General features: G+C 64.1%; 14 protein-coding genes. 8 read left to right on the top strand and 6 right to left on the bottom strand.

All coding sequences use genetic code 11. The features are described 5' to 3' along the window. Positions 1-110: 110 nt before the first annotated feature. Both CDV44_RS25485 and CDV44_RS25480 read left to right on the top strand, forming a co-directional pair. On the top strand, positions 111-833 hold the full coding sequence (locus tag CDV44_RS25485; protein WP_087691413.1) for an amino acid ABC transporter permease: 723 nt from the start codon (positions 111-113) through the stop codon (positions 831-833). Between the two features lie 2 nt (positions 834-835). Further along, the gene (locus CDV44_RS25480) at positions 836-1,720 is read left to right on the top strand and encodes an amino acid ABC transporter permease (RefSeq protein ID WP_087691412.1); all 885 of its coding nucleotides are present in this window, start codon (positions 836-838) and stop codon (positions 1,718-1,720) included. On the opposite strand, the gene CDV44_RS25475 is transcribed toward CDV44_RS25480, so the two are convergent. After that, a complete protein-coding gene (locus CDV44_RS25475) occupies positions 1,698-3,986 on the bottom strand; it encodes an NADP-dependent malic enzyme (protein WP_058379836.1) in 2,289 nt (762 codons plus the stop codon). The genes CDV44_RS25480 and CDV44_RS25475 overlap by 23 nt on opposite strands. Positions 3,987-4,232: 246 nt before the next feature. Here CDV44_RS25475 and CDV44_RS25470 point away from each other — a divergent pair, with 246 nt between their 5' ends. Further along, positions 4,233-5,195, top strand: coding sequence for a LysR family transcriptional regulator (locus tag CDV44_RS25470; protein ID WP_058379837.1), 963 nt, complete (start codon positions 4,233-4,235; stop codon positions 5,193-5,195). 135 nt (positions 5,196-5,330) lie between these two features. After that, on the top strand, positions 5,331-6,545 hold the full coding sequence (locus tag CDV44_RS25465) for an autotransporter strand-loop-strand O-heptosyltransferase (RefSeq protein WP_087691411.1): 1,215 nt from the start codon (positions 5,331-5,333) through the stop codon (positions 6,543-6,545). 9 nt (positions 6,546-6,554) lie between these two features. On the opposite strand, the gene CDV44_RS25460 is transcribed toward CDV44_RS25465, so the two are convergent. Together CDV44_RS25460 and CDV44_RS25455 are read right to left on the bottom strand one after the other, a co-directional pair. Continuing rightward, complete coding sequence (locus CDV44_RS25460; protein WP_087691410.1) at positions 6,555-6,896, bottom strand: helix-turn-helix domain-containing protein; 342 nt, start codon at positions 6,894-6,896, stop codon at positions 6,555-6,557. Positions 6,897-6,961: 65 nt separating this feature from the next. Next, a complete protein-coding gene (locus tag CDV44_RS25455) occupies positions 6,962-7,987 on the bottom strand; it encodes a transporter (protein WP_087691409.1) in 1,026 nt (341 codons plus the stop codon). Between the two features lie 274 nt (positions 7,988-8,261). Here CDV44_RS25455 and ppk2 point away from each other — a divergent pair, with 274 nt between their 5' ends. Continuing rightward, positions 8,262-9,182 carry a polyphosphate kinase 2 gene (gene ppk2 / locus CDV44_RS25450; RefSeq protein ID WP_058375770.1) on the top strand — a complete coding sequence of 307 codons (921 nt, stop codon included), beginning with the start codon at positions 8,262-8,264 and terminating at the stop codon, positions 9,180-9,182. A gap of 97 nt (positions 9,183-9,279) precedes the next feature. Here ppk2 and CDV44_RS25445 read toward each other — a convergent pair whose 3' ends face one another. Genes CDV44_RS25445 through CDV44_RS27875 form a run of 3 tightly spaced genes read right to left on the bottom strand, consistent with a single transcriptional unit; the run spans position 9,280 to position 11,837 of the window. Then, positions 9,280-10,710: an ATP-binding protein gene (locus CDV44_RS25445; protein ID WP_249277714.1), complete on the bottom strand. Its 1,431-nt coding sequence runs from the start codon at positions 10,708-10,710 to the stop codon at positions 9,280-9,282. Next, complete coding sequence (locus CDV44_RS25440) at positions 10,707-11,561, bottom strand: response regulator (protein ID WP_087691408.1); 855 nt, start codon at positions 11,559-11,561, stop codon at positions 10,707-10,709. Before CDV44_RS25440 ends, CDV44_RS25445 begins: the two co-directional genes overlap by 4 nt. A gap of 18 nt (positions 11,562-11,579) precedes the next feature. Further along, on the bottom strand, positions 11,580-11,837 hold the full coding sequence (locus tag CDV44_RS27875; RefSeq protein ID WP_140413338.1) for a hypothetical protein: 258 nt from the start codon (positions 11,835-11,837) through the stop codon (positions 11,580-11,582). A 279-nt stretch (positions 11,838-12,116) separates the two neighbouring features. Between CDV44_RS27875 and CDV44_RS25435 the strand changes: the two genes are divergently transcribed. The 3 genes from CDV44_RS25435 to CDV44_RS25425 all read left to right on the top strand — a co-directional run bounded on the left by CDV44_RS25435 (position 12,117) and on the right by CDV44_RS25425 (position 16,235). After that, positions 12,117-12,749, top strand: coding sequence for a hypothetical protein (locus tag CDV44_RS25435; RefSeq protein ID WP_176399051.1), 633 nt, complete (start codon positions 12,117-12,119; stop codon positions 12,747-12,749). Between the two features lie 163 nt (positions 12,750-12,912). After that, a complete protein-coding gene (gene macA / locus CDV44_RS25430; RefSeq protein WP_087691407.1) occupies positions 12,913-14,070 on the top strand; it encodes a macrolide transporter subunit MacA in 1,158 nt (385 codons plus the stop codon). Positions 14,071-14,114: 44 nt separating this feature from the next. Next, entirely contained in the window at positions 14,115-16,235 is a 2,121-nt protein-coding gene (locus CDV44_RS25425; protein ID WP_087691406.1) for a MacB family efflux pump subunit, read from the top strand. Positions 16,236-16,312 lie beyond the last annotated feature (77 nt).

Below are 16,312 nucleotides of genomic sequence, written 5' to 3'. Positions count from 1 at the left end.
GATACCGCCAGCCATACCGGCGGTGACCCCGCAGTGACCCGCCCGCCAGCCGGGGTACAGGAGGATGCGTCCTCGTGTACCCCGGCGTTTTTGCTTGGACATCCCCTGTCATGATCGATTGGCTCGCCCCGAAATACCTCAGTTGGCTGATGCACGGCTTCGTCGTCACCGTCGCGTTGGCGGCCGTGGTGAGCGCCGCCGCCACATGGCTCGGCTTCGGGCTCGCGCTGGCACGCAACTCGCAAAGCGCGCTGTTTTCACGCCCTGCGGCGGCATTTGTCGCGCTCATGCGCAACACGCCGCTGCTGGTGCAATTGTTCTTCTGGTACTTCGGCGTTGCCGCGCTGTTGCCTGCGAGCGCCGTGGCATGGCTCTCTCAACCCCACGCGTGGCATCTGGTGCTGTTCGACGTTCGCTGGCCCGCGCTTGAGACGCTTGCCGGTTTCGTCGGCCTCACGCTTTACACCACCGCGTTCATCGGCGAGGAAATTCGCGCCGGACTACGTGGCGTGCCGGCCGGTCAGACGCACGCGGCCGCAGCGCTCGGGCTGAGCCGATATGCCGTCTTTCGACACGTGGTGTTGCCGCAAGCGGTGCGCATTGCGCTGCCGCCGCTGTTCGGCCAGTACATGAATGTGGTGAAGAACTCGTCGCTCACGATGGCCATCGGACTCGCCGAACTGTCGTATGCGTCGCGTCAGGTCGAGACCGAGACGTTCAAGACGTTTCAGGCGTTCGGCATTGCCACCCTGCTCTACGTTGGCGCGATTGCCCTGATCGAAGCGGTCAGCCTCGCGACCACGCACCGCCATGCGGCGGCTCCTTCGCGCTGATCATGAACTTCTCTGCCGTTATCGATAACCTGCCCTACTTGCTGTGGGGCACCTTTCCCGATGGCCCGCTCGCGGGTGCCGCCCTCACGCTGGTGCTCGCCAGTACGAGCGCAGTGGCGTCGGGCCTGCTCGGTCTTGCGGGTGGCATTGCGCTGGCGATGCTCACCGGACCGTCGCGCTGGCTGCTCACGCTGGTCATCGGCTTCTTCCGCGCGATTCCCGTGCTGATGCTGATCTTCTGGACGTATTTCCTGCTGCCGATTCTCTTCGGCGTGGACGTGCCCGGACTCGCCACTGTCGCGTGTGCTCTCTCGCTCATCGGCGGTGCGTATCTCTCGCATACGGTCTACGCCGGTATTCGCGGCGTGGGTACGGCACAGTGGCAGGCCGGCATGTCGCTCGGCCTCACGCGCGTGCAGACGCTGCGGCACGTGGTGCTGCCGCAGGCGCTGCGCATGATGGCGCCATCGTTCGTGAATCAGTGGATTTCGCTCGTGAAAGACACCTCGCTCGCCTACATCGTCGGCGTGGCCGAGCTGTCGTTTCTGGCGACGCAGGTCAACAGCCGGTTGATGGTGTATCCGGCGGAGGTGTTTGCTTTTGTTGCGCTGATCTACTTCGTGATGTGCAGCGCGCTGGAATGGCTTTGCGGGAAGGCGTTCCGTCAATCGGCGCCAACGCGGGGCAGCGGGCAAGCGGAACAAGCTGACCCAACGCAAACGCCCCGGCGCGGCTGGCCACGCATCAGGACGATGCGTGGGTTCAGCTTGCCGGGGCGTTGGCGGACTAACAAGGCTACTGGCGCGTCGGAAGCGGTCGGTAATCCATCTGAATTACCCCCGGCTGCCGGGCGCCGCGTCGACTTCAGTCACGATTGGCCTGGATAACCGTGAGCGCCGTCATGTTGATGATGCGTCGCACGGTCGAGCTCGAAGTCAGCACGTTGACCGGTGCGCCCACCCCCAGCAGGAACGGACCCACGGCGACATTGCTGCCCGCGCCCGTCTTGAGCAGGTTGTAGGCGATGTTGCCCGAGTCCACGTTCGGGCACACCAGCAGGTTGGCGGCACCCTTCAGACGCGAATGCGGCAGGATGCGGCTGCGCAGACCTTCGTCGAGGGCGCAATCGCCGTGCATTTCGCCGTCGATTTCCAGATCGGGCGCCTGTGCCGACACCAGATCCAGCACGCGGCGCATCTTGGTGCCCGAGGCGGCACTTCCCGAGCCGAAGTTCGAACGCGAGAGCAGCGCGACCTTCGGGTTGAGGTTCAACCACGACATCTGCTTGGCAGCGGCGATCGTGAATTCGGCGATTTGCTCGGCCGTCGGGTCGTCGTTGACGTGCGTGTCCACGAGTGCCACGGTGCGCTTGTCGAGCAGCAGGATGTTCATCGCCGCGTAGGTATTCGCGCCCGCCTGCTTGCCGATCACTTCATCGACGAAGCGCAGGTGGTCGTGATACGCGCCCACGGTGCCGCAAATCATGCCGTCGGCGTCGCCCAGACGCACCATCATCGCGCCGATCAGCGTGAGACGGCGGCGCATTTCCACGCGCGCCATTTCCTTCGTAATGCCGTCGCGGCAGCGCAGTTCCCAGTAGCTGGTCCAGTACTGGTGGAAGCGTTCGTCGTAGTACGGGTTGGTCACTTCGACGTCTTCGCCCAGACGCAGGCGCAGACCGAACTTCTCGATGCGGGCCAGCAGCACTTCCGGGCGGCCGACCAGAATCGGGCGGGCCAGCTTCTCGTCGACGATCACCTGAACCGCGCGCAGCACGCGCTCTTCTTCCCCTTCCGCGAACACGATGCGAGCCTTGCCGCCGTCGCGCACGAGTTGCTTGGCCGCCGAGAAGATCGGCTTCATGAACGCGCCCGAGTGGTACACGAACTGTTGCAGCTGGTCGGCGTAGGCGTCGAAGTCGGCGATCGGACGCGTCGCCACACCGTCTTCCATGGCAGCACGGGCCACGGCCGGCGCGATACGCACGATCAGGCGCGAGTCGAACGGCTTCGGAATCAGGTATTCCGGGCCAAACGAGAGGTCATAAGCGCCGTAGGCGGTCGCCACGGAATCGTTCGGCTCTTCCTGCGCCAGCGCGGCAATCGCGTTGACCGCCGCAATTTCCATATTGCGCGTGATGGTGGTCGCACCCACGTCGAGCGCACCGCGGAAGATGTACGGGAAGCACAGAACGTTGTTGACCTGATTCGGGAAGTCCGAACGGCCGGTGGCGAGCACCACGTCGTCGCGGGCAGCGCGGGCGTCTTCGGGGAAGATTTCCGGCGTCGGGTTGGCGAGCGCCAGAATCAGCGGGCGCGGGCCCATGGTCTTCAACATTTCCGGCTTGAGCACGCCACCAGCCGACAGGCCGAGGAACACGTCGGCACCATCGATCACTTCGGCCAGCGTGCGCTTGTCGGTCTTTTGCGCGAAGCGGGCCTTGTCCGGGTCCATGCCGACCGCGCGGCCTTCATAGACGACGCCGTCGATGTCGGTGGCCCACACGTTCTCGATGGGCAGGCCGAGGTCGACCATGAGGTCCAGACATGCCAAGGCAGCCGCACCGGCGCCCGAGGTCACGACCTTCACTTCCTTGATGTCTTTGCCCACGACCTTCAGGCCGTTGATGAACGCGGCCGAAACGGTAATGGCGGTGCCGTGCTGATCGTCGTGGAAGACCGGAATCTTCATGCGTTCGCGCAGCTTGCGCTCGACGGTGAAGCATTCGGGGGCCTTGATGTCTTCAAGGTTGATGCCGCCGAAGGTGGCTTCGAGGCTGGCGATGATCTCGACGAGCTTGTCCGGGTCGCTTTCGGTGATTTCGATGTCGAAGACGTCGATACCGGCAAATTTCTTGAAGAGGACGGCCTTGCCTTCCATCACCGGCTTGGAGGCGAGTGCGCCGATGTTGCCCAGACCCAGCACGGCGGAGCCGTTGGTGATCACGCCCACGAGGTTGCCGCGCGCGGTGTAGTTGAACGCCTTGGCGGGGTCGGCGGCAATTTCCTGACACGGGATGGCAACGCCCGGGGTGTAGGCGAGCGCCAGGTCACGCTGCGTGACGAGCGGCTTGCTGGCCGTCACGGAGATCTTGCCCGGGGTGGGGAACTGGTGATATTCCAGGGCTGCCTGGTGATCGTTGTTGTTGCTCATGGGCGTGTCGTCCTCGTTGGATGTCATCTCTCTCGTGCACCGCCCGGCCGTTCTTCGAGACGGTTGCCGCCCGGTGCACCTGATTGCGAAGCCATTCTAGGCAGCCGCTATTGCGAGGCGATTCTGAATTACTATGGGGCCATCATATTTTCGTTATGAGCGTACTTTCCCTGCCATGCCGGGGATGCCGTGGATATCCGGACGGCGGGACGCTCGCAGGATTTGGGGATTCAGGGGGTAGGAGTGGTGCCTTTCGATACGGGCGAGGTGGTGCGGCGTCTGACGACGCGGCTCAAGATGCGCCATCTGGTGCTGTTGTTGCAGATTCAGCAGCATGGTTCGCTCACGCGCGTGGCCGAGCATATGGCGACGAGCCAGCCGGCCGTGACCAGCGCGCTGGCCGAGCTGGAAAGCATGCTTGGCGGCCCGCTGTTCGACCGCACCCCACGCGGCATGACGCCCACGCCGCTGGGCGAAGTGGTACTCGCCCGGGCGCAGGCGATGGTCCACGATCTCGACCATCTGACGCGCGACATCGAGGCGGTGATGGCCGGGCATGCCGCGCGCCTGCATGTGGGCGTGATTCCCTATATTTCTGGCAAGACGCTCGCTGCCGCGATTCAGCAGACGCTCGCGCAGATGCCGCAACGGCTCACCGTCACGCTGCACGAAGGCACAAGTGAAGCGCTCATGGCGCAGTTGCGCGATCACACGCTGGACGTGGTGATCGGGCGCGCCGCCGCCAGTGTCGACCTGACGCAGGTGCAATTCGAGGTGCTCATGCACCAGATGCCCCGCGTCGTGGCCAGCCGCCGGTTGGCCGCCCGGCTGGGCCGCAGCGCCCCGGTTTGGGCACAACTCGCCGAGCTGGATTGGGTCATGGGCGCCCCCAATACGCCGATGCGCGATCAATTGGCCGACTTGTTCCTGCATGCCGGCGTGGTGCCGCCGGTGCCTGTGGTGGAGAGCTTTTCGTCCCGCCTGACGGGTGAACTGCTCGCCAGCAGCGAGCGCGCCGTGTCGCTGCTGCCGGCCGACATCGCCGAGGAACTGGTACGCGTTGCAGGCGTGGCAGTCGTGCCATGGTCGCTCACGTGGACGTTGCCGCCCGTGGCGATGTTCACCCGCCGGGAAAATCCGCGCGAGACCCATCAGCGGTTTACGCAGGCGTTGCGGGCCCAGTATCAGGCGATGACGGGATCGGTGTGAGCGTGGCGCGGCGGTAGCAACCGTAAGGCGTGGAAAGGGTTTCCCGTCGAAAAACCCGGCAAATTCGCGAAATAACCGCCTTTTGGCATGTTTGTTCGTCGATTGCGATTCGAGCGTCAGACGTAAGGTAACGGCATGAATGATGCCACCCCCTTCGCCCAGTCGCCTCACCAGATTTTTCTCGCTCCCGCCCTGCTGCCGACGCAGGTCGGCCCGGCCGGGTTGCGTTTCGACTTCAACGACGGCGCACGGGTCGTCATCCCCGATTTCGGACAACCGTTGCCGTGGCGCGTGCGGGTCTTCGACACGCGCGACGATGCCACGCTCGTCGAAACCGAGTTGTCCTCGGGGGTTGTGCGCAGCCCCGCGAAGTACTTCGTGCCGTACGGCATCACCATCTGGCTCAACAACGTCGTCGTGTTCGAGCATCGTTACGACGCCCGCGATCAGGACGTGCTCGTCCAGTTCGCGGTGGCCGCCCTCGGCGATGTGCTCGGCTGGCTGCCCTATGCGCTGCGCTTCGCGCGGGAACATGGTTGCCGTCTCGCGTGTGTGGTGACACCTGCGGTCGCGTCGCTGTTTCGCGACACGTATCCCGAGGTGGATTTCGTGGCACAAGAGAACGTCGAGCGCCGCAAGTATTACGCGACCTACAACATCGGACTCTTCTTCGACGACGGGGAGCTGACACAGCAACCGCGCGACTTTCGCGAGACGGGGTTGCATCGGACGGCGGCACATATTCTGGGTGTGGATGACACGGAAACCCCTGCCCGTCTTGGCTTGCCGGATACGTCGCGTCCGTTGGCGGTGCCGTACGTGTGCATCGCCGTGCAGAGTACGGCGCAGTGCAAATACTGGAATCGTCCGGACGGCTGGGAGACGGTAGTCGCGGGGCTACGCGCGCGTGGGCTTCGCGTGATCTGCATCGATCAGAAGCCGCGTCATGGCAAGGGCGACTTCTGGCAGACCATTCCCGAGGGTGCGGAAGATGCGACAGGCGATCTGCCGCTCACGGAGCGCGCACGCTGGCTGATGCACGCGAACGCATTCATCGGGCTATCGAGCGGCTTGTCATGGCTGGCATGGACGGCAGGCACGCCAACGGTGCTGGTGTCGGGTTTCACGCTGCCGCACAACGAGTTCGCCACGCGGTATCGCGTGATTGCGGAGAACGTTTGCACCGGCTGCTGGCACGACCCCACGCTGCGTTATCGGCACGACGACTTCCACTGGTGCCCGCGCCATCACGGCACGTCGCGCGCCTTCGAATGCACTCGCGAGATCACGCCGGAACAGGTGCTGGCGGCGGTGGATCGGATACCGGGGATTGCGGTGAAAGGGGTGTGACTTTGTAGATCAGAAATCGAGTGCTTCGAGATCGGCACTCGTCAGATCGCGCACCCGCCGGGTTTGCTCCCGCAGTTTCAATGCAGTCAATGCGGGGTCCGATTCAGCGTATAGATCCTGGAGTGTTGCGCCGGGGGCGATGGCGTCCAGATAGCGCAGGATTTGCCCGAACGCGAGACCCGGGTCGCCGTGCTCAATGCGATGGATGGTGTTGCGCGAAAGTCCCGCACGCGCCGCTACGTCGGTCTGCTTGAACTGACGCGCCGTGCGCAACCGGGCAAGGAGTTGGCCCAGACGCGTGGCTTCGGCCTGCAATGCCGAGGATATCGATTTGCTTTGGGATATTTTCATGATCGTGAAATCAGGCGTTAAAGCACTAATGTTTGATTTTACGATCATGCGGATTTACGTAGATATCACTCCGGCCGGCGCCGGAATGCCCACCAGCCGGCGGCCGCCGTGCCGGTCGCGACGATGGCGACCAGTACCCAGAACCCATGCGGATGCTCGGCCAGCGGGATACCGCCGACGTTCATGCCGAAAAAACCCGCCACGATGTTGATCGGCAATGCCAGCACCGTCACCACCGTCAGCGTGTAAATCGTGCGGTCCGTGCGCTCGCTGACCATCGCCGCAATTTCTTCCTGCAACAACTTGATGCGCTCGAGCAGCGCCGACAAGTCGTTGAGCACCACCGCAAACTCTTCCGTCGCCTGACGGAATTCCTGCACGTCTTCAGCATGCCCCCACACCGGCGGGCGGCTCAACAATCGGAAGAGCGCCGCCGGCTCCGGTGCCAGCAAGCGTTGCAGCCGCACCAGCACCCGCCGCAGCGAACCCAGATCGGCCCGGTTGCTCTCGATGCGCTGCTGCAACAGCCGGTCTTCCACGGTATCCACACGACGGCTGGTCTCGCGCACGATACGCTCCAGCACGTCCGCCTGATCGCGCAGCAAGTGCACCAGCAACGCCAGCGGCGAGCGAAACGCCTCGCCACGTTTGACCGACGCGCGCAGCTTGTCGATCGATCGCAACGGCTTGACCCGCCCGGTCACCAGCAGCCGCGCATTGGCCGCCACCCGCAACGTGGAAATCTCGGACTGCGCGATGTCGAACGCGAAGATCACATCGTTGATAACCGCCAGCAACCAGTCGTCGGAATGCTCGATGCGTGTGGAGCGCGACCCTTCGGTCAGCGCGTCGAAGAACTCTTCCGGCAGGCTCATGTGCTGTTGCAGCCACTTCTCGCATGCGGCATGCGCGAAGTTGAAATGCAGCCACAGGAACCCGTCGGCGGGCTCGCCGCGTGCGAGCTTCGCCAGCCACGCCAGCGCCTCGCCGGAATCGACCGGCTCAGGCAATGCGCCCTCGGTGAAGTGATAGCCGTAGATCAAACCCGCCTGATCGCAGCCATAAGCATGATGAGCAAGGTCGGCAAACATGCGCACTGTCGGAGTCAAACGTGGGGAAGCCGGTAATGTTGTGACGGCCGGTAAAGGCCAGCACGTCGGGAAAGCCGCGCCAGAATGTGGCGGGACCGGCCATCATGACAATGTCATATGTCTTTTATGTGACAGTCATAAACCCGTTGCAAGCGCGGTGTGCCCCGGTGCGCCGCCCTCGCCAGCGCCATGCGGGTGTCATAGAATCGTCGCATACTCAGTTGCTCAATCCGCCACGCGGGGGTTTTCTCCGCCCCGTACCGAGATCGTCGCCATGACAAAATTCGACTCCGATGCCGACCACGACGCCTCGCTCGCGCGTCGCCTCCAGGATGACCTGATCGACAGCTACGACGAAGAAATCGAGATGGAAATCGACGATCTTCGCCTGCCCGGCCTGAACGATCTGACCGACACCGCACGCAGCGAACGCCTGCAATATTTCCGCGAGCTCTTTCGCCTGCAAGGCGAACTCGTCAAGCTGCAAGACTGGGTGATTCGCAGCCGCCACCGCCTCGTGGTGATCTTCGAAGGCCGCGATGCCGCCGGCAAAGGCGGCGCCATCAAGCGCATTACGCAACGCCTGAACCCGCGTGTGTGCCGCGTCGCCGCCCTGCCCGCCCCCAACGACCGCGAACGCACGCAATGGTATTTCCAACGCTACGTGCAGCACCTGCCCGCTGCCGGCGAAATGGTGCTGTTCGACCGTAGCTGGTACAACCGCGCAGGCGTCGAGCACGTGATGGGCTTCTGCACGGATGACGAGTACGAAGAGTTTTTCCGCTCGGTGCCCGAGTTCGAGAAGATGCTGGTGCGCAGCGGCGTGCAGATCGTCAAATACTGGTTCTCGATTTCAGACGAAGAGCAGGAAGCCCGCTTTCTCGCCCGCATTCAAGACCCGCTCAAGCAGTGGAAGCTCAGCCCGATGGATCTGGAAAGCCGTCGCCGCTGGGAGAGCTACACGCGCGCCAAGGAAGTCATGCTGGAGCGCACCCATATTCCCGAAGCGCCGTGGTGGGTGGTGCAGGCCGACGACAAGAAGCGCGCTCGCCTGAACTGCATTCATCACCTGCTCGCACAAGTGCCCTACCACGACGTGGAACGCACGCCCGTGCTGCTGCCCGAGCGCGCCCGCAGCGAAGACTACATGCGCCACCCGGTGCCCGACACGATGATCGTGCCGGAGATTTATTGAGATTTATCGGGAGAAAGGTTGGCGTGGAACGCGCCAACCGGCTGCGGCCGTGTGACACAAACTCACCACGGCCGCAGTCGAAAATACCGTCGGGAAATTAATGCGAAGTCAGCGGTGCCGGTGCATGGGTGATCGGCAAGCACAACGTGACGCGCAAACCGCCATCCGGTGACGTCGCCAGACGCACCGAGCCGCCCAGCCCTTCGACCAGACGCCCCACCAGCGACAAGCCAAGGCCGCAATGGCCTTCGCCGCCGCGCGAAGCATCGAGCCGCACGAACGGCCGCATCGCCAGCGCCACCTGATCTTCCGGAATCCCCCCGCCGCAGTCGGTCACTTCGATGTAGCCGACATCACCCTCGCGCCACGTCGCCAGCCGCACCGGCGGCTCGCCGTGCTCCAGCGCGTTGTCGACAAGATTCGACATCACGCGATCGAGCAACGTCCGCGGCAACTTGAAATCGGCGCCCGCGCGCAAGTCGCAGGTGAACAACGCCAGATCAGCGCACGACGCGCCCGCCGTACCGCTCACCCCAGCAACGCCGTCAGCCCCATCACTACCTTCACCGCCCTCGCCATCGACATACGCGAGCGCTTCGACAACCATGTCCGTCGTCATGAGCGCCGGGACGGCAGCGTCACACGCGTCTTCGGCCGGAAATTGCTCGCGCAGAAACGCGTCGACACCGACGAGCGGGCTCGTGTCGGCCTCGTCGCGGGCATAGGCGAGAAATTGCTGAACGATGTGATTGATGGAGGCGATGTCGCGCACGAAGCCATCGCGCGAGCCTTCGTTGTCGATCAGATCGGCGCGCAGACGCAGACGCGTGAGCGGCGACTTCAGATCGTGCGCAATCCCGGCGAGCATGATCGCCTGATTGTCTTCCGCCTCGGCCAGACGCTTGGCCATGTCGTTGAACGCGTGCGCCAGGTCACGCAACTCGTGCGGCCCTTGTTCGGGCAGCAACGCCGGGCGGCGTCCCCGGGCGATCACCCGGGCGGCTTGCGCCACGCGCGCAATAGGACGCTGCATCTGCCACGCCATCAACAATGCCAGCAATACCGCCCCAATCAGAATACCGACCGTCTCGCGCACGAAGGGCGGCATCGGCGGCAAATCAAGCGGAATGACAATCCATTGATCGTGGTTCGGCAGCAAGACCCACAAGCTGCTGCGCTTCGGCTCTTCACGCACATGCAACTGCGTGCCGGGCGGCAGCTTCGAGAGCAGTTCGTTACGCAGGTGCGAGGCACGCCCGTCTTCCGACGGATCGGCAAACACGGGGGCCTGCGCAAGCGGCACGCGCCGCAACCCGCGCGGCGGTGCAAGGCTGCCCGGGTCGACGGCTCGCTGATCGACGCTCTGGATGGCGATGAGCAAGCCGCGCGCGAAGCCGTCGACTTGCTGGCGAGGCCGCTGATAGAACACCAGCGCGCTCCACACGATATGCATCACCAGCAAGACGCCGATACCCAGCAATGCCATGCGCCCGAACAGCGTGTCGCGCAGCCGCCAACGCAGTTTCACGCCATCGACTCCCGCCAGCCACGCACCGCACGCTTGACCGCTGGCGCCACCGCTGCGACCGCCGCCACCGGCGGCACCGCAAGCGAGCGGCCATCGTCAGCGCCACCGGCGTCATGCTCGCGCGCGTCCGACGCCGCATCGGCCGACAACTCGCCACCGGGCACAAACACGTAGCCTTTGCCGCGAATCGTCTGGATGTAACGCGGCTCGGACGGATCGGTTTCGATCAGGCGGCGCAGACGCCACACCGGCACGTCGAGACTGCGATCGCGGAACGAGATGCCGTCGCCGTACAGCATGGCGTGCAGCTTCACACGCGGCAGCACTTGCATCGGATGTTGCGTGAACGCCTTGAGCATCGCGAATTCCGTGTCGCGCAGCGGCAGACGCTCGCCCTCGCGCTGCAAGGTGCGCAGCGTGAAATCGAGTTCGAACGGACCGAAGCGGTACGGCGCGCGCGCATCGGGGGCACTGGCCGCCACCGGGCCACGCCGGCGCAGGACCGCATGAATGCGTGCGAGCAATTCGCGCGGATCGAACGGTTTGGCGAGGTAATCGTCGGCCCCCAACTCCAGACCGAGGGCCCGATCGAGCGGCCCGCCGCGTGCCGAGAGCATGATCACGGGAATATCTTCCCCGGCCGCGCGCAAGTCCTGCAAGGCACGCAGGCCGTCACGCTCGGGCATCATGATGTCGAGCAGAATCACCGACGGACGCTCGAGTTCGAGCCGGCGCAGCAACGACGCGCCGTTGTGAAGCACCGAGACCTGCATACCGTTGGCATGCAGCAGCTCACGCAGCAGGTCGCGCACGACGGGATCGTCGTCGACCAGAAGAACATGCAGACTCATGAAGGAATTCTCGCTAATTTAGGCTCGGCCCAGCTCACGCAGGGAGGCCGAACTCTGGACTGCCGCTACGGCAGGGTCTTGCGTCGTAGCCTGTACCGACTGCACCGGCTCGGAGGCAGCAGATTCGCGCACCCCGGAGAGCGATCGCAGCGCATTCGTGAAACGGTCGGGCGATGACGAAGCGCGGCGTGTGCCGACGGTAGCGGCGGTGCCCTGCCCCGGCAAACGCCAGGCCCGATGTAGCGCCGCACCCGGCGCGCCAATGCCTGAGGACATGGTTTGTGCTCCCACGGTGTCGAGATACGCTGAAGTTTGCGCGCCCGTCCAGCCACCCGTTGGCCGAAGCATCCAATAAAATGGCATCCAATCCTTATTTCAGAAAGGATTGGTAAGGCAGCCTGATGCGCAGCCCAGCCGTTCGCAACCACCACTCGACTGAAAAATGCAGAGTTGAGCGACGTTGCGAGCGATAGCGCGAAATTATAGTCATCTTGGCGCATACACGCTGGTTTCACGTGTTGCAGCATTTACCCCGTATGTCTCGTGGGAGGTCGTATGCGCCGTCCAATCTTCACATTGTGCAAACACGCCGCCACGGGGCTGGCCTTGGGGATTGCCATCGCCGCGACGGCCAGCGCCGCCCCAGCGGCCTTGCCGGGCGTGGCTTCCGGCGCAGCGACAGGCCCGTCGGCCGCAAGCGCCCATGACGATCTGCGCAATTTCGGCAACGATCCGTTTCTCCACATTTCCTCTGCGGTGGCCGACTGTCCGGTGCCGTTAGGCCCGTTCATGCGCGAATCCGACTGGATAGCCGATGCCCACCACCGCATCGAGAAAGGCAATCACTGCTGGTTCGAGGGACGCTGCCGCCTCTCCAATAGCTACCGCTACGATGTCGAGATTGCCGAGAGCGCGCAGCGACGGCTGTCTTCGATCGCCGCCGACATCCCGTGGAAAACGCAGACCTCGCTCTGGCTCACTTTCCAGCGGCGCATCATCGTGATGCAGGGCTGCATGGCGCCGGGCTTTCCGCTCGCCAAATTCATCAAGGCGCTCGGCCAGACGGCCGATGTCGAGGCCGTGGTCGATCAGGTCGTCATCCGCCGCCCCGGGGCACCGTTGCCCGCGCTGACCTACCCCACACCGGATCACCCGTCGTTGCCCATCGGTGCGCATCCCTTGCCGTGAGGCACATAACCCAGCCGAATTCGACCGAAAACGACATAAATCCACCGCCGGTCAATTCTGTTCACAAAGTCGCAACAACTGAAAACAGTTTGTCCCGCCCCCTTTGATTAGGATCGCCACATGTCTGCACAACGGTGCGGACGCGGTGCTTATTTCCTGATCAATGACGCTCTCACGCAAGTTTCGCCTCACCCCTCGCCGCAAGACCGCCGCGGCTGTCTTTCTCGCGCTGTGTGCCATCGCGGCGTGGCAATGGCCGCAGGCAAAACCGCCGGCCTATCTCAGCGCCAAGGTCACCCGCAGCAGTTTGGAAGATGCCGTGCTCGCGACGGGCGTGCTTCAGCCGATCAAGCAAGTGGAAGTCGGCTCGCAGGCCAACGGGCAGTTGCGCTCGCTGAAGGTCGTGCTCGGCGACAAGGTCACCAAGGGACAATTGCTCGCGGAGATCGATCCGACACTCAGCGAGAACGATCTTCGCGAAGTGACCGCAGGGCTCACGACGCTCGCCGCCGACCGGCGCGCCAAGGCCATTCGCCATGCGCAAGCCGAGCGCGAACTCGCACGCCAGCGGCAAATGGCCCGCGAGGATGCCACCTCGCCGCGCGACTTTGAAAAGGCGCGCACCGACTATGAAGCACTGAGCGCTGAACTGGCCGCGCTGGACTCGCAAATCAGCCAGCAGAACGTCAAGGTCGACAAGGCCCGCACCAACCTGTCGTATACGCGCATCACCGCGCCGATCTCGGGCAGCGTGACGCTGATCAGCACACAGGAAGGTCAGACCGTCACCGCGATCTATCAGATCCCGACGATTCTCAAGATCGCCGACCTGTCGAAGATGACCGTCAAGGCACAAGTCTCCGAAGCGGACGTGGTGCGCATTCGCGAAGGTCAGCCGGTGTATTTCACGATTCTGGGAGCGCCCCAGACGCGCTATGAAGGCAAGCTGCGCGTGATTCAACCTTCGCCCGAAAAGATCAACAACGCGATCTTCTTCAATGCCCTTTTTGACGTGCCGAACCCGAACGGTGTGCTGCGCCCCGATATGACGGCGCAAGTCTCGATCGTGCGCGAGCGCATCTCGAACGCACTGACGTTCCCGTCGGTCGCGCTCGGCGAGCAACGTGCGGATGGCCGTTACAAGGTGCGCGTACTCGACGCCAAAGATCACGCACAACCCCGCTGGGTCAAGGTCGGTCTCGACAATCGCCTGATGGCGCAAGCGCTCGACGGGCTCGCAGAAGGCGATCGCGTGGTGACCGCCGACCCGACCGATGTGCCCCCGCCCGGCAGCGGTGACACCGGAGGCGGCCTGCTGTGACGCGCGCGCTCCCACCGTCCGATGCAATGCTTCCGGCGTCCGATATGCCCGACGACGTGCGCGACGGCACGTCCGTCTGCGTCCCGCTGTTGCGCTTGTCCGGTGTGGCGCGCTCGTTTGGCGAGGGCGTCGGTGCCGTGACCGTTTTGCGCGACGTCGAACTGGTCATCCAGCGTGGCGAGATGGTGGCCATCATGGGGCCGTCGGGCTCCGGAAAATCCACGCTGATGAACGTGCTCGGGTGTCTCGACCGGGCCAGCAGCGGATGCTACGAAATCGATGGCCGCGATGTGGCCTCGCTCTCCGACGACGACCTCGCCGCGCTGCGCCGCGAGCACTTCGGCTTCATTTTTCAGCGCTATCACCTGATGGGCCACCTCACGGCGCAGGGCAATGTCGAAGTGCCCGCCGTGTATGCCGGCACCACGAAGACGGCGCGAGCGCAACGTTCTGCGGCACTGCTCGGGCGACTGGGCCTCGGCGGACATCTGTCACACCGCCCGTCGCAAATGTCCGGCGGCCAACAGCAACGCGTGAGTATTGCGCGCGCGCTGATGAACGGCGGCGACATCATCCTCGCGGACGAACCCACTGGGGCGCTCGACAGCCGCAGCGGTCTGGAAGTCATGCAGATCCTGTGCGAACTGCACGCACGCGGGCACACGATCATTCTGGTCACGCACGACCCCGGGGTCGCCGCGTGGGCACAACGCGTCATCGAGATTGCCGATGGCCGCATCGTGCGCGATCGCGTGAACGAGACGCCACGTACGGCAGAACTTGCCGCGCTGACGCGTGAACGGACGCAGACGCAGACGCAAATACAAGCACAAACGCAGACAGAGACAAAAGAAGACACTCGCGCTAGTCAGATCGATCACACCCGTGCAGCAGAGGCCCCGACGCCCGATGACATCGCCATACAGAAACCCCCGGCAGTCGAAGTGCGTCGTCGCTGGCTCGCCGGCTGGCCGAAGTTCTCGGAGAGCCTGTCGATGGCGTGGCACGCGCTCGCTTCGCACCGGTTGCGCACGGGACTCACGATGCTCGGCATCGTCATCGGCATCACGTCGGTGGTCTCGCTCTCCGCCATTGGCGAGGGCACCAAACGGCGCGTGCTCAACGATATCGGCAGCATCGCGCCGAACACGATCACGGTGCTACGCGGCAGAGACTTCAATGACGACAAGGCCGCCGAGATTCGCACGCTGCTGCCACGCGACGCCGAACTTCTCGCCGCGCAGCCGTACACCGACAGCGTGTCGCCGCAGGTGAACGCACGCACGGTACGTGTGCGCTTCGGACGCATCGATACCGACGCCCAAGTGCACGGCGAAGGCGCGAATTTCTTGCGGGCCAACGGGCTGAAGCTCGCGCGTGGGCGTGGCTTCGATACCGGCGAGGTCGAACGTCAGGCGCAGGTGGCCGTCATTGGCGAGAACGCGCTGCGCAAGCTGATGCCGAACGGCGGTGACCCGATCGGTCAGATCGTGCTGGCGGGCTCGTTACCGCTGCGGGTGATCGGTGTAGTGCGCGACCGTTCGTCGATGTTCGTCAGTCGCTCGCTCAACCTCTATGTGCCGTGGACCACCGCCGCCAGCCGTCTTGCGGGTCAGCAGCATCTGGAAGCGATTACGGTGCGTATTCTCGATGGCCACCCGCCGTCAGCGGCCGAAGCGGGCATCGTGCGCGTGCTCACACGAGCGCACGGCAACAAGGATTTCTTCACGTTCAACATGGACACGGTCGTGAAGTCGATCTCTCGCACCAGTCAGATGCTCACGCTGCTGCTCTCGTTCGTCGCGCTGATTTCGCTCGTCGTGGGCGGCATCGGTGTGGCGAACATCATGCTGGTGTCGGTCACGGAGCGCACACGCGAGATCGGCATTCGCCGCGCCATCGGTGCGCGGCGACAGGACATCCTGCGCCAGTTTCTGATCGAGGCGGTGCTGGTCTGCCTGATGGGCGGTGCCGTCGGCGTGGTGCTGTCGTACGCCATCGGCCAACTCGTCGCGTTCGTGGTGCCGCAGGTGGCCGTCGTGTTCTCAGTCAACACCTTCGCGGCGGCCGTGTTGTGCGCCAGTGTCATCGGCGTCGCGAGTGGCTGGTGGCCGTCGCGCAGTGCGGCACGGCTCGATCCGGTCGATGCGCTGGCCCGTGAATGAATTGCCCCCCAACCGTCCCGCTGCGCCCCCCCCTCAGGCACGGGATGGATTTATACCCCGCGCGCGATTCGGTGTCG

The organism is Pandoraea sp. PE-S2R-1, assembly GCF_002179865.1.
In the GTDB taxonomy this organism is placed as follows: Bacteria; Pseudomonadota; Gammaproteobacteria; order Burkholderiales; family Burkholderiaceae; genus Pandoraea.
The sequence above is the reverse complement of the archived record's forward strand: the minus strand, read 5'-3'. Positions and strand labels throughout refer to the sequence as shown.